Here is a 14,016-nt window from a genome sequence, read left to right as displayed (position 1 = left end):
GCATTTCAATTATAATCAAAGGATTTCTTTTTTTCAGCACCGCCAGAAGGCTTCTTTAGAACCACCAGCCTAGCTGGTGGTTTTCGTTCTTACAATAAAAAACTCCGCCAATCAGCGGAGTCTTTTTTTTCATTTTCAGAAAAAATGCGATTCTTGCGAACTTTTATAGGCACACACCTTACTTGACAGCGATTCTCGCCACGCTCATTTGGCTATTGCTTTCGACGCGCACAAGGTAATTGCCCCTGTTCAAATGAGCGAGGCTAAAGCTCCTAGAGCCCATAACGGGTTCTACAAGAGATTCAACCAAATGACCCGTCAAGTCGAACACTTGCACACGCACCATCGAAGATGTCGGCAACACGACAGTCAGCACATTGTTTGTATAGCCGAACTTCACGCCATTCATTGCAGCCGTCACAATATTTGTAGTCTTTTCGCTCGAAGAAGAATCATCTGCATTGCTAGAGCTCGAAGACTTCGAATCGCTGGAGCTTACACTGGAGCTAGACTGTTCAGCAGAGCTGCTGGAGTTCACAGAACTAGAAGACGCCTCGGAGCTTGAAGAAGCCACAACGCTGGATGACGAAGTCTCAACAGGCTTATGAGCCACTTCAACACTTGCAAAAGCCGTATCATTGTTTTTTTCGCCCTTTGCGATAACTTTTATTGAATAAGTACCATCCTTCGCATTTTCCGCGACAATTCCATTTATAGTCAAAACATCGTCCTCGACACTTATTCTAAGCGAGCCGGGCAAAGTTTGTTCAAATTTAAAATTGTCCATGTTCTCAGTGACATTCACATTTGCGAACTTGAACACAATCGGCTTTATCGAATCACCTGCAGTAACCTTCTGCTTTTCATTTTCAACAATTCTTATTGACGCAACATTCGGGAGTCCTTCCACAGTGATCGTTCCTGACAACGAATGTTCTTTCGAATTTTTATCTTTAACGATTACCTTATAATCATAATCACCAGACACAACAGTTTCATCCACCGTGCCAGCAATGATTATTGCATAAACATCTCCATCAATATCTCCTTTAAGGCCGGAAGGCAGTCCACTCACGCCCCATACAGAAATTGCCTCATAATCGAAAACGATAGGCACCATGGTTTCGCCAGCTTTGACGGTTTGGTTCATTTCTCCGCTAGCATCATTCCATTCAAACTTAAACTCTCTTTCTTTTATTTCAAATGTTATATCCATCTTGGCATACTTGCCTTCATCGTCTTGCACCAAGATATAAGCATTTACCGTTTGGGCAGCAATATTTCTGCTAATCTTCCCAAAAATTTCACAAACAGGACCTGTCCATTTTTCCGTCAAGCCAAGGTCAGAAATACCACCCGATTGATGTTTATTTTCATCTATATTCTCATATAAAATTCTAATCGGCGCAATCTCATCGCCCGCAGCCACAGTCTGGGTAAGGCTGCCAGCCAGAACCTGTTGCGTAATCTTTTCCGAAGCCACAAACGATTCCGCGACAGCCGCAGTAGCAAAGAACAAGGCAAAAATCAAAGCTATAATTTTTTTCATACAGCCCTCCTTTTTTATTTATAACCAACTAGACAACAAATATAAAAATATTGCGAGACGCAGAATTGCAACCCTTATTACCAAAATTCACCTAGAAACGAGTCAGACAAAGAACGCGAGCCGAAGCTGTATAAAACATACAGCGAGAGCTCGCGTGATGCAGTATGACGAAGTTTATAGGCGAATTCTCTTAGGTCGAGAATTTCTTGTTTGTATGAGCCTCGACCACGTTCACCACATAGTCGCCGAGTTTTTCGCAGTCGTTCACCACGTCCATGTAGTGAACACCCATCTGGTAGCTGTACTTTTGCGATTCGATATCGGCAATGTTTTTCTCCTTGAGGAGCTTGCGATAATCGTTGATTTCGTTCTCCATATTCAGCGTACGGTTTGCGTCAGCAGTTACCACATCGCCAATGACATCAATCATGTTTGTAAGAGCCTTGTCGCAAAGCTGCATCATGTGCTTGATGCGGTTGTACTGCTCTTCGGTAAAGTCGTCGGTGCTCCTAAACTTGCGGTTGATGGCGCGGGCCATATTGTAGCAAGCGTCGCCGATACTTTCGATTTCAGAAATTTCGCGGAGCATCGACTGAATGTTCGTCTTACTTTCGGGGCTCAAGCGACCTTCGGAAACCTGGTTCAGGTACTTGGCAATTTCGATTTCCATGTTGTCGCTAATGCCTTCGTACTTCTCGATGCGGGCAAAGAGCTTCACGAAATCGTTTTCGTCCTTCATCTCGAGCAGTTCGGGCACCATACGGAACATTTTCTGCGTGCGGGCTGCAAACAGGTTGATTTCCTTACGGGCTTCGAAGAGTGAAAGCTCTGCGGTACTCATAAGGCCTGCACTGATAAACTTGACCTTGAAATCCTCGCCGTCTTCCTTTTCGCGGATAATCTTGCAGATGATTTTTTCCATCGGCTTGATGAACCAGATGAGGATAAGCACGTTGCAGAGGTTGAATGCCGTATGGAAGGCAGAAAGCGCGTAAGTCACACGCACACCCGCCTGCGCAACTTCTTCGTCGGTGTGCGGCACAAACGTCGGGTCGAACCCAACGATGCTACAAACCATATTCACGAACGGGCGGAACACAATCAACACCCACACCACGCCGAACACGTTAAAAAGCATGTGAGCCAAGGCGGCGCGCCTTGCCTGCGTACTTGCCGAAAGGGCCGCAAGGTTCGAAGTCACCGTGGTTCCGATGTTTTCGCCCATCACAAGCGCAATGCCCTGGTAAATCGGAAGCACTCCGCTGCTGCAGAGCAAAAGCGTAATCGCCATGATAGCCGCAGACGACTGCACGCACATGGTAAGGATGCTACCCAGCAACAAGAACAGGAGCGTACTGAAGATTCCCCAACCGCCGGTCGTCGCAAAGAAGTTGATGACCGTCTGGTTATGTGCCAAGTCCATGGCCACCGCATTTTCACGCAGCGTGGTAAGGCCGAGGAACATGAACGCGAAACCGAATACGAATTCGCCGATGCTCTTGGTCGAATTCTTCTTGGTGTAAGAAAGGATGATACCGAGGGCGAAGAAGGGCCACACCACCGAGCTCATGTTGAACTGGAACCCGAATATGGACATGATCCAGGCCGTGGCCGTTGTACCGATGTTTGCCCCCATGATAACAGGAATGGCCTGACTCAATGTGAGCAGGCCAGCGTTAACGAAGCTTACGGTAAGGACGGTCGTAGCGGTAGAAGACTGCACCGAGGCCGTCACAAAAGTACCAGTGAGAAGGCCTCCGATGCGGTGCTTGGTCATGGTTCCAAGGACAGCACGCAAGTGACCGCCCGTGAGTTTCTGCAAGCCTTCGCTCATGGTCTTCATGCCGAACATGAGGAGCGCAAGGCAACCGATCATTTTAAGAATCATAAGTGTCATAGGACATTCCTACGGAACGCCACTACCGGATCATCGTCGCTGCCTTTCAGCTAGTTCGGGCTCATGGCGGTGAATTGTTTATCTGATTTGTTGCCGTAAATATAGAAATAAGTCAAAAGCCTTACGAGTGGCGCAAGGCTACGAAAACAGAAAAAAATTATTACAGCCAAAATGGCCGCAGTATGGCGGAACAATCCGTTTCAACTTTAACGGATTGTCACTCTGCGGGATTCATTTCCATGACGCACGATGTAAACACCGGCTTTCGGCACAGCGAGAGTCGCGACAGCCCCCACAGGTCTAGCCGACGCCACTAAGTTTCCCTGCATGTCGAACGCCTGCACCGGGCGATTCGCGACAGCCCCCCAAACTGAAATGTTTCGGGCAGAGACAACGACCTTCAGATGCGGCGTTTTCACCTTCGGCGCAACAAAAGTCTTGCCCTCGTCAATGAAAGTCACCTCATAAGGCTTATCGGAATCACCGAAGAAATCGGCAATCACCTTTACAGTGCAAACGGTGTTTGTATCCGTCTTCGCCTGAGCCATGCAGTCCGTCCGCACCCAATTACCGCCGTCATAAATCTGAAGAGCTTCTTTCATTTCTTCAAAGCCTAAAGACACCAACGAATCCTTTTGGTACATATTCGTCGGATCATCCGAGTATTTACCGACTGGGGGAACCTCTACGCCGCCATAATACGATCTATACATAGAATTATTGGTCCCTGCAAATTCATACACCAACGAAGCGGTATGACTTCCGGTCAAAGTATCCACATAACTATAGTTGCCTGCAACCATGCACCAATCCACTATTGCCGCAAGGCTCCCCGTATACCGATTTTTCGAAGAACCTTCGTTTTTCACGGTGCCCCTGTTGTAATCAGCCGAAATTAGCGATCCCGTTATATACCCCGCAAGGCCGCCCGCATAGGCAAAATCTTCGGATGCCTTGACTGTTACCGGTCCATAATTATAGGAGGTTACCAAACAGGAAGCACGACTAAGCGTTTCTCCCACCATTTGGAGTTCGCCATAATACAAGCCCACTATACCGCCGGCATAGACTTTCTTACCTGAAAGAGCATGGATTCTCCCCCAGTTGCCACAGTCTATGACATTCTGCGTAGAATCAAGTCTGCCTACAATTCCGCCCACCGTAAGCGTTCCCGATGTAGACTTGCCTTCGATCAAGCCCGTATTTTTCAGGCTATTAAACGTTGTTCGGTGAGCATACCCTGCAATACCGCCTACCGAAACAGATCCGCTTCCATTGCCAAGAATCATTCCATTGTTAGAGCAGCCCGTAATCGTACCCCCGTCTGTACCCAGCTTATCGCCCGTGCCCACAAGACCGCCTGCAACACGCCCCGACACACGTCCGCTGTTACGGGAGTTTATTAACACATAGCGAAGCGAGCCCGCAAGGCCGCCTGCGATATTGGTCGAAGAAACCAGCGAGTTTTCATTCGTATCGTTAAGCATGGCGCCGTCGTTATACGCCACAAGACCTGCAGCGATGTCTTCACTTTTCACAACGCTGTTACGGATTTTCACATTACGGACACAAGCATCTTCCTTTAAATGAACAGCAACGCCAGCAGCAGACAATCCATCATCGTTTTCAAAACGGCTATTTGCAATCGTCAGGTTTTCCACAAGGTTTTCGACGCAGTAGAACATGGCTCTAGACATGTTCAAGCCGTAAATCGTATGGCCCTGACCGTTAAGATACAAGTTCATACAACGTCCGCTCGTATCGATGGACATTTTGTTCTTTGCCAAATGGACCGTATCTTTGCCCATGACAAGGTCATTTTCGATTAAGCCAACGACATAGCCGTCCGTTTCGATTCGCACGCCTTCGAGCAGTTTTTCAAACTGCTCGGCAGTAGAAATCTTGTAGTACAGCGTATCGCCGATTCGTTCAAATTTGTCTTGATCGAATTTCGTCGAATCGCCTATAGCGGCAAAAGCCACCTGGGCAACCAGAGTCATTGCTACTGCCAAGCACATTTTCAACATAGCGAATCTCCTAACAAAAAACTTCTAAGTTACCGGACAACAATCAGGCGAGATTGTTTACCGCTACGAACCAAGAAACAACCCGACTTCGGAATTGACAAATTCACGGAAGTTCCGTGGGCTCTTGCCGATGTCACCAAGCGACCGCGCATATCGAACACCATCACAGGGGCGTTTTCGGCAAGATCCGTCACCATCACATTGTGTGCCGTCACCTCGACATGCATCGTAGGCGCAACGACCTTCACCACCGCAGGAACAACCGGCGTCGGCCCATCATGACTAGAGGTATCGCTTGTTACATACACGAGCGATTCAAGGAAACTCACCTCATACGGCTTGTCCGAATCGCCATAGGAATCTGCAATTCCCGTAGACACACAAGTCGAAGTCGTATCATATGCTATTTTAGGCAAACAGTCGCCGAATTTCCAGTCGGATTCCGTCAAGAAATCAAGAGTTCCCTGCATTTCATCAAAGGTCTTGAAAACAAGGCTATCCTTTTTATAAGTATTCGAGGAATCTGACGAGTACTTGACCACGGCCGGCACGGTAGAGCCCCCATAATAGTACTTATCCAAGTAATTCCAACTTCCCACAAATTCATACACCAGAGAAGCGACACCGTCTCCAGACAACGAATCCGAATAATTGTACCCGCCCGAGATTCGTCCGCCCTCTACAACAGATGCTATTCCACCCGTATATTTACGAGTCGATTTACCTTCGTTGATTACAGATCCCCTATTATAGCTGGTATAAACGGCCGAGCCATAATTATAACCCAAAAGTCCACCCGCATAAGCGACGCTATCAGAAGACTTGACACTCACAGGACCATAATTGAACGAAGCCGAAAGAATCGCCGAATTGTAATAGGTACCTGGACTCAAGCTAGATCGTTCAAGGCTTCCCTTACTCCGTCCAACCAAGCCACCTGCATAAACTTCTTTACCAGATAGCACATGAACCCGTCCCCAGTTTCCATTATTCGCAAAAACATTTGCAGTATCCAGCCTACCCACAACACCACCAACAGTCAGCGTACCTAAAGCAGTCCTTCCTTCAACCAAGCCAGCATTAAAGTTTCTAGTAACAGAAGCCCTAAGTGCATAGCCAACAATTCCCCCTGCAGAAACAGGGCCTTCTCCAGAAGCAAGAACCATTCCTCTATTGGAATTGTCAGTAATCGTGACCGTGCTATTTCCGTACCAGTAGGAAGATCCGATGATACCGCCAACAAGTCGACCAGACACTCTACCGGAATTAGCATTTTCAACCGTCACGTTATAATTATTCGCAACAATACCTCCAGAAATATTGTAGGATTCAACCAGAGTATTTTCATTCACATTGTTACGAACGACACCGTAATTATCCACGACAATCCCACCTGCGGCCTCTCCGCCTTTCACGACGCTATTACGAATAGTGACATTGCGGATACAGGCACCATCGCTCAGTTCGATTGCCACACCGGCAGCAGATTTGCCGTAATTATTTTCAAAGCGGCTATTCGCAATCGTCATGTTTTCAACAAGTCCTTCTGGGCCAACATAAAAGAACATGGCACGAGACATGTTTAGTCCATAAATCGTATGTCCATTGCCACTAAAGTGCATATTCAAGCCCGTCGTTCGGTTTGTATCGGCCGCAATTTTCCGCATCGACAAATGAGTGGTATCTTCTCCCATTACGATATCGTTTGCCAATTCCACTTTGAGCTTTTTCTTGTATTTATCATAATTGCCACCCATTTCCAGGAAGTTTCTCAATTCGGCCGCAGTCGAAATCGTGTACACAAGAGTATCACCTTTTGCATGCAGCGGAGGCATGGCAAATTCATCGTATTCAAAATAAATGGAGTCATTTTTATACAAGCTATCAAACGTAAATACCGGATACCCTTCGCGGCGAGTCCACAGTTTTCGGTCTAAGCTTTCTCCATTCGAAGTATTCAGCAGGGCAACCGTTTTTTCGCTTTGCAATTCCGAGGTCGTTTTTTTGCAACCCGTACATTCAACCATATCACTATAGAGCACTTCACCCAAGGGGTCTACGCTAGAAAGAGAACCGTCATAATATGCGTTACGCGGAGAAACCATGGCATTGGTATACCCGATCAAGCCTCCGACAACATCGCCCTTTACGCTAGGTGCGGCGCTATACGAATTCTGAATATAAAAATCCGGATAAGAGAAACGCCCCACAATGCCACCGACATAACTCGTTCCATTTGCAAGTTTTCCTTTCGACAGGACTCGGCCATGATTATAGACGTCGCTTATCAGCATCTCGTTGGCATACCCGACAAGGCCGCCCACATCAAGTTGATCCGAGAGGCTAGCCGTATCGGCGACGCTTCCCGTCACGTTTCCATAGTTGTACGAACGGTATAGCGCAGGGTTCTTAGCATAAGGGCGATTCGCATGGCCCAAGACACCGCCAACATACGTCCGGTACACGCCTTCCGCATAAACTTCTCCGCGGTTTCCCAATTTATCAAACCCGAGATAATAGGAATTCATCGGTTCATAACCGATTACGCCGCCCACATAAGTTGTCATGAGGCCTCCATAACCATAAGCCTTGACAGAGCCCCTATTCAACGCATTCGTTATCGTATTAGAGCGATTTTCACCAAAGATTCCTCCGACACACAGAGATCCGCTTTCAAGGCTGCTTTGCACAAAGGCCGCCACATTTCCCTCATTCAAGAAATCACGGAGTTCGCCCGTTTCATATTGGTGAAGATGCTTGCTACCGACAATTCCACCTACATAGGAAATCATTTGCCACTGAGAAGAAGCCGTATCGCTAAAGTACGAAAGCTTGGCCGCCACATCGCCATAGTTTTGCAAATTAGAGACAGAACCTAGTACCTGTCCAGCAACACCACCCACATAAGATTCCATATGAGCCGAAATCACTTCAACCGGGCCACGATTGACGCAACTTTCAATAGCATATCCCGGTTGCGACACGGCATATCCGGCAATGCCTCCAACAAAGACATCACTAGTATAGTTCGTTCTTTCGGTTTCTTTTTCGGAGAACGATACCCGTGCCGAGTTAGAGCACCCAAGAATACGGCCTCTAGCACTACCCACGATACCGCCCACGTAGCTGGAACCCTTCACCGAGCCGCCGACCACATGGCAATTTAAAATTCCCGTCAGTTCGTCATCCGACGAAACCATACTAGCCGCAATACCACCGGCATCATATCCGGATACGACTTTGGTATTGTAGACTTTAACATTCTGGACCACACCGCGCATCATATCGGCGACAACACCGACCTGGTAAGCCGAATCACTACCAAAGGAACTGTTCGCCACATTGATATTGCGGACTTCGCCCACATTGATACCGATTGTCTTGAACATGGAACTTGCAGCATTCAGACCATAGATTGTATGGCCACGGCCGTCAAGAACTCCCTGAAAGTATGTCTGGTTTTCGTTACGGATCCATTTTTTCGAGCAAAGTTTAGTCGAATCTTCACCAAAAACAATATCGTTTTTCAGATAGGCCTGCAGGGATTCGTCAAACGATCGTATCACCAATACCGAATCCAGGAGCCCGATCAGTTCTTCAGGCGAAGTAATTTCGTAGTACTCCACGCCGTCGCTCACAACTGTTTTCGGGATTTTAACGGAACCATCCCATGCAGCAAAAGAAACCTGCACGAGCATAAATAGGGCGATAAACGCAAGCCTTCTTTTAGACATAAAGTCCTCCTAACTTTTCTGTAAATATAATTAAAGGAAAAGCCGGGCTCGGCCCGGCATTCCATCAAAGACTAAATATCTCAGCTCAAAAAAGATGTTGTCTAAACTTTCCAGTCGCAGAAATTCTTAAGCATGGCAAGGCCTACATCGCCACTCTTTTCCTGGTGGAACTGGGAGGCAATCAGGTTGTCCTTGCCGATCAGCCCCTGGAAGGTCTGCGTGCCGTACGTCGTTTCAGCAAAAGAATATTCTGCGGGCACTACCGGGTGGTAGGAATGCACGTAGTAAAAGTCGCTACCGCTGCGAATACCCTTCATAATCGGGTGTTCGCGGGTAAAGTTCACCTGGTTCCAACCCATGTGAGGAATCTTGAGTCCCGGTTCATCCTTAAAGCGCACCGCTTTGCCGGGAATAAGACCGAGCGTCTTGACGCCACCGTCTTCTTCGCTTTCTTCAAGAATAATCTGGCAGCCAATGCAAATACCCAACACAGGATTGCCCGACTTCACTACGGCCTTGATGGCATCGCCGATTCCCGTACGGGTAAGAGTCTCCATCGCGGAGGCGGCAGCCCCCACACCCGGGAAAATCAAGCGAGTGGCCTTAGAGATTTCATCCGCATCGCGGCTAGACTTGGCCTCTGCACCAATATGTGCAAGAGCATTCATCACCGATGTCAGGTTACCGGCATTGTAATCAACCACGATAATTGGATTTGCGGACATAAAAACCTCTCTTTACGCAGCCAAAGATAGAAAGATTCCGTATTAATCTCAGAATGACTAATTACAGACTGCGCACCATGGCAACAGCCTGGCTGGCAATGCCTTCGCCGCGACCGGTAAAGCCGAGTTTTTCAGTCGTGGTTCCTTTGATGCCGATCTGCTTAATGTCGAGGCCCAGCACGCGAGCGATGTTTGCCTTCATGGCATCCTTGTGCGGATTCACCTTCGGGCGTTCGCACATCACGATGCTGTCGATGTTGATAATTTCGTAACCGGCCTTACGCACCTCTTCGCCCACCTTGCGCAGAAGTTCCAGACTGTCGGCTCCCTTGAAGGCGGGGTCCGTATCCGGGAAGTACGTGCCGATATCGCCGAGGCCCGCGGCACCCAGCAAAGCATCGCTAATCGCATGCAACAAGACATCGGCATCGCTGTGACCGAGGAGTCCCTTTTCGTATGGAATATCTACGCCGCCAATAATGCACTTGCGACCTTCCACCAACTTATGGACATCAAAACCGATGCCCGAACGATAAATCTTATCCATAATTTGTTCCTTTTTTCTTTTCAACAGGAAAGATAAAAAAATTCCCGGCACTTCAGGCCGGGATTTTTCGCTAGTCCTTTACGCAACGGACGGCGAAGTAAGCCGAATAGAAGAAGTAGTTCTTATATCCGTAGAAATTTCCGTCATAGGGAATTTCCACTCCTAAGGCCATATTCAACTTTTCACCGTTAGTGCTTGCCTCTGAAACCGCATAGGGGCTATTCCACTTGTTCCTCACTCCGATACCGTAATCCCTGCCGCTCTTGTTCTTTTCTGCGTAATCAAAGAGTTCCTGCCATTCCAACATCGACGGGATATGCCACCCCACCGGGCACACGCCCTGAATCGGTGTACAGAGTTGCGATCTCAATTCATCGAAATTCGAGGTGACTTTCGAGTTAACGGCACCATACCAGGTATAACTGCGAGAACTTTCCGTACAATCGCTGGAATCGGCACAACCCGTTTTCCCAATTAAATTGGGCATGAAAAGCGTATCATAGTAATCTAGGTTTTCTGTCATCCAAACCTGTTTACCCATGGTTTTTACGGAATACTTGTGACCATCGCGCGGGTCCGTGATAAAGCCATTCTGAACTTCGACAGCAGGGCCACGAGCGGCGATTTCTTCTGCCGAACAAGCGGGAAGATCAAGAGCCGCAGCTCTAGACATCTTATTTACTAAATCATAATGGCTTTCGGAAACCTGATTCCACACAAAATTATTCTGGCCATCATAGTCACAAATCATATAATACACCTCGTAGAAATATTTTGAAGTTTTCAGCGAGAATGTCGTCGCACGCCACCTCTGCACAGTGGCATCACAAGGATCCTTCCTGTTCAACTGATCAACAAGCAACAGGGCCAGGGAATCTCTTTCAATTCTTTTATGTTCCCATTTTCCATTCTTTTCAGTACAGTAGTAATAATAATTGTAATCATCCATTTGATACTGAATGGTATCCGAAGGTTCGCAAGCATCCAACTTTCCCATCGCCGCATAACTTGCATAAGAAATCGCCTGTTCACGAGTAATCGACACGAACTCATAGCGGCCATTCCTTTCTTCGCAATGGAAATAATTTCCATAAACTGTATCTTGCACCACATATAGGGAATCCTTACTCAAGTCGCAAGTAAACCTTTCGTTCACATCCGCAAGGCCCATCAGTATCACTCTTCGCACTTCATCTACCGCTTTGTACTGATACTTTCCGCCTACATTTTCGCAATGATAGTTCGTCGTCCAATTTGCACCTCGAATTTTCGCAAGATACGGATGGAAGAACAGTTCAAGAGTATCGGATTCTGCAGTACAAGCCGGCAACGTTTTAAGATACTGTTCATTCAGATACTTCTGCGCATGGTCAAAATCCGATTCATAGAAAGCAAGAACATTCTCCCTCTTTTCGCAATGGTAATACTTGTTCTCAAGGGAATCTATAATGTACTTCACCGTATCGGCGACAGTCGCACATTCACTCTTTAGGTAATACCGACGGGCTATGGATTCCGCATCCGTTTGAGTAGTATCCTTGAAGGTGTAGACTTTGCTCTCTTTCCACTTCACTTCGGCGCAGACATAATAAAGAGAATCATAGGTAAGAACGCGCAAGGAATCTTTATTCCTTTCACAGGGACGTTGTTTCGAGAGGAAGCGGAGAGAATCATTTGCAGGCACCCAGGATTCAAAGGTGCAGACGAACTCGGATGAATCCTGCAGTTTGTTCAATTTCCAAAGAGAAGCCGTATCGCATTTACCCAAATAAAAACTGAGTGTATCCGTGCCATCCTTTCGCCAATAGTTGCTATTGGATTCACAAACATAAATGGTGTCCCTGAACCTCTTTCTTACGCCTTCAGAATCCTTATTATCACACTTTCCTAAATAGCTATTAAGTACATAATTCATCGAAGGTTCAGACCACCTCGTATATTCCATGGTACTATGAATGCAATAGAGGAAAGAATTATCTTCTTGAGAAACGATTGCGTTCATAGAAGTGTCTATGAAAGTACATGCTCCATATTTGCGTTCCAGGGAATCAAGGACGCGGTAAACGTAGTAGTCAAATTGACCCTTGTCACAAACCAGGGAATCTCCCTTGAATTTGGAATTCGACGATTTGACATAGAAATATCCCACACTTGAATCAGTACAAGCCGTCAATCCGTAAGCACGTTCCACAAGGGCTTTGGAAATGCCCCATTGGACTTTGCTCATATTCAAGCTCGTTACCAGAGAATCCTTACGGAGCCAGTCTTCAACAATGTAGTCTGCAAATTGAACCAGGTTATCGGAGCCGTCATAAATGCCGTCCGCCAAATCCAAGCGGAAATCTTCGATGTTTTCGACAATGGCACTGTCTGAACTGCCCAGCAGGAACATCCGGTACAACGGATACAGTTCACTGCTTTCTTGCTTATAAGTTTCTACAGGATCCTTTCTGTATTCAAAACCAAAATTTTCCGTAAACACCTGCGAAGCCAATCCCTTTGCCGCATTGAAGGGATATTCGTCGGCCACAAGGGATTCGACCAACGGCACTTCCAAGTGGGTCAGCAAATTAACGTTGGGCTTCCACACGTTCGAAATATCGCAGATCGTTTCTAGCGTCAGCGGCACCCCTTTCGAACTCAAGAATTTCCAATTTCCCTTGACTTGAATTTTCACATAAGGGTACTTATAAGCATGGTAAGGAATCCTATAGTCCACGGAATCCTTTTTAAGGATTTCACCTTTCAAGGTATCCAGTTCTGCAAGGGAGCTGTCCAGTTGAATCAGCAAGACCTTTTCAGGAGTAAATTTCGCCTTACTGAATGCCGGGAAAATAATATCGCCTTCAATCGTACGACCATCAATAGGATATTGGCCTCGCAGTTCATGGGTCTTATTTTTGTGGTAATCCGTATCGGCAGCTTCGTAATACCAATCCGAGCACCCCACAAGAGCCAGTGCAAACGCTAGCAGTAAATACACCATGGGTTACTCCTTGTATAGCAGGATTCAGTGCCTTTCTGCGCGTCCAAATCTATCTTGAAATCGTCCAAATCAATTTTCAAGCGGAAATAATAATCCTTGACCACATCACAATCGTATCCGAATTCGTTCGTGGTATATTTTGCATCGGGTGTCGATATTTTAAAGTCGTCTTTCTTGAGCAACTTCGAATAGCTGAAATCCTCGTTATGAACGACAATCTTTTCAGCCTTTGTGCAGCCGTAATCCGTGCACCCGTAAACATCCACAAATAAGGAATCGTCATTCAAATCAAGCTTTATCGAAAACACATCCAATTCAGACCCGATACGACTAGAGCTAGCGCTTGTATACTCCGTTGTATCGTTGGCTTGCCAATAGATGGAATAGATTCTCGCTTGATCGAGATCCATAGTCCGTTCGTGATAATCATACATCGAACATCCCTCTAAAACGAGGAATGTCGAAAAGAAAAAAAATACAACCCACCCTTTCAATTTCATACTCTTAAATATAAATCCTCTGTATACAAACAGGACAATTTGTTTGCAGAA

At 46.7% G+C, this 14,016-nt stretch carries 8 protein-coding genes; all 8 read right to left on the bottom strand.

Features of this window, described 5'->3' with window-relative positions; translation table 11 throughout:
* Positions 1 to 178: 178 nt before the first annotated feature.
* The 8 genes from BUA40_RS09695 to BUA40_RS09660 all read right to left on the bottom strand — a co-directional run bounded on the left by BUA40_RS09695 (position 179) and on the right by BUA40_RS09660 (position 13,875).
* On the bottom strand, positions 179 to 1,549 hold the full coding sequence (locus BUA40_RS09695) for a T9SS type A sorting domain-containing protein (RefSeq protein ID WP_072800445.1): 1,371 nt from the start codon (positions 1,547 to 1,549) through the stop codon (positions 179 to 181).
* A 190-nt stretch (positions 1,550 to 1,739) separates the two neighbouring features.
* Complete coding sequence (locus tag BUA40_RS09690; RefSeq protein ID WP_072800444.1) at positions 1,740 to 3,446, bottom strand: Na/Pi cotransporter family protein; 1,707 nt, start codon at positions 3,444 to 3,446, stop codon at positions 1,740 to 1,742.
* A 206-nt stretch (positions 3,447 to 3,652) separates the two neighbouring features.
* Positions 3,653 to 5,473, bottom strand: a complete 1,821-nt coding sequence (locus tag BUA40_RS09685) for a hypothetical protein (protein WP_072800443.1) — start codon at positions 5,471 to 5,473, stop codon at positions 3,653 to 3,655.
* 29 nt (positions 5,474 to 5,502) lie between these two features.
* Positions 5,503 to 9,207, bottom strand: coding sequence for a hypothetical protein (locus tag BUA40_RS09680; protein ID WP_072800442.1), 3,705 nt, complete (start codon positions 9,205 to 9,207; stop codon positions 5,503 to 5,505).
* Between the two features lie 101 nt (positions 9,208 to 9,308).
* Entirely contained in the window at positions 9,309 to 9,932 is a 624-nt protein-coding gene (gene hisH / locus BUA40_RS09675; RefSeq protein ID WP_072800441.1) for an imidazole glycerol phosphate synthase subunit HisH, read from the bottom strand.
* A 61-nt stretch (positions 9,933 to 9,993) separates the two neighbouring features.
* On the bottom strand, positions 9,994 to 10,479 hold the full coding sequence (gene ispF, locus BUA40_RS09670; protein WP_072800440.1) for a 2-C-methyl-D-erythritol 2,4-cyclodiphosphate synthase: 486 nt from the start codon (positions 10,477 to 10,479) through the stop codon (positions 9,994 to 9,996).
* Between the two features lie 70 nt (positions 10,480 to 10,549).
* Positions 10,550 to 13,465: an FISUMP domain-containing protein gene (locus BUA40_RS09665; protein ID WP_072800439.1), complete on the bottom strand. Its 2,916-nt coding sequence runs from the start codon at positions 13,463 to 13,465 to the stop codon at positions 10,550 to 10,552.
* Complete coding sequence (locus BUA40_RS09660) at positions 13,447 to 13,875, bottom strand: hypothetical protein (protein ID WP_143149761.1); 429 nt, start codon at positions 13,873 to 13,875, stop codon at positions 13,447 to 13,449. The genes BUA40_RS09665 and BUA40_RS09660 overlap by 19 nt, the downstream gene beginning before the upstream one ends.
* Positions 13,876 to 14,016 lie beyond the last annotated feature (141 nt).

The sequence above is a fragment of the Fibrobacter sp. UWT2 genome, from assembly GCF_900142545.1.
Lineage (GTDB): Bacteria > Fibrobacterota > Fibrobacteria > Fibrobacterales > Fibrobacteraceae > Fibrobacter.
This window is presented reverse-complemented; position numbering and strand designations above follow the sequence as displayed.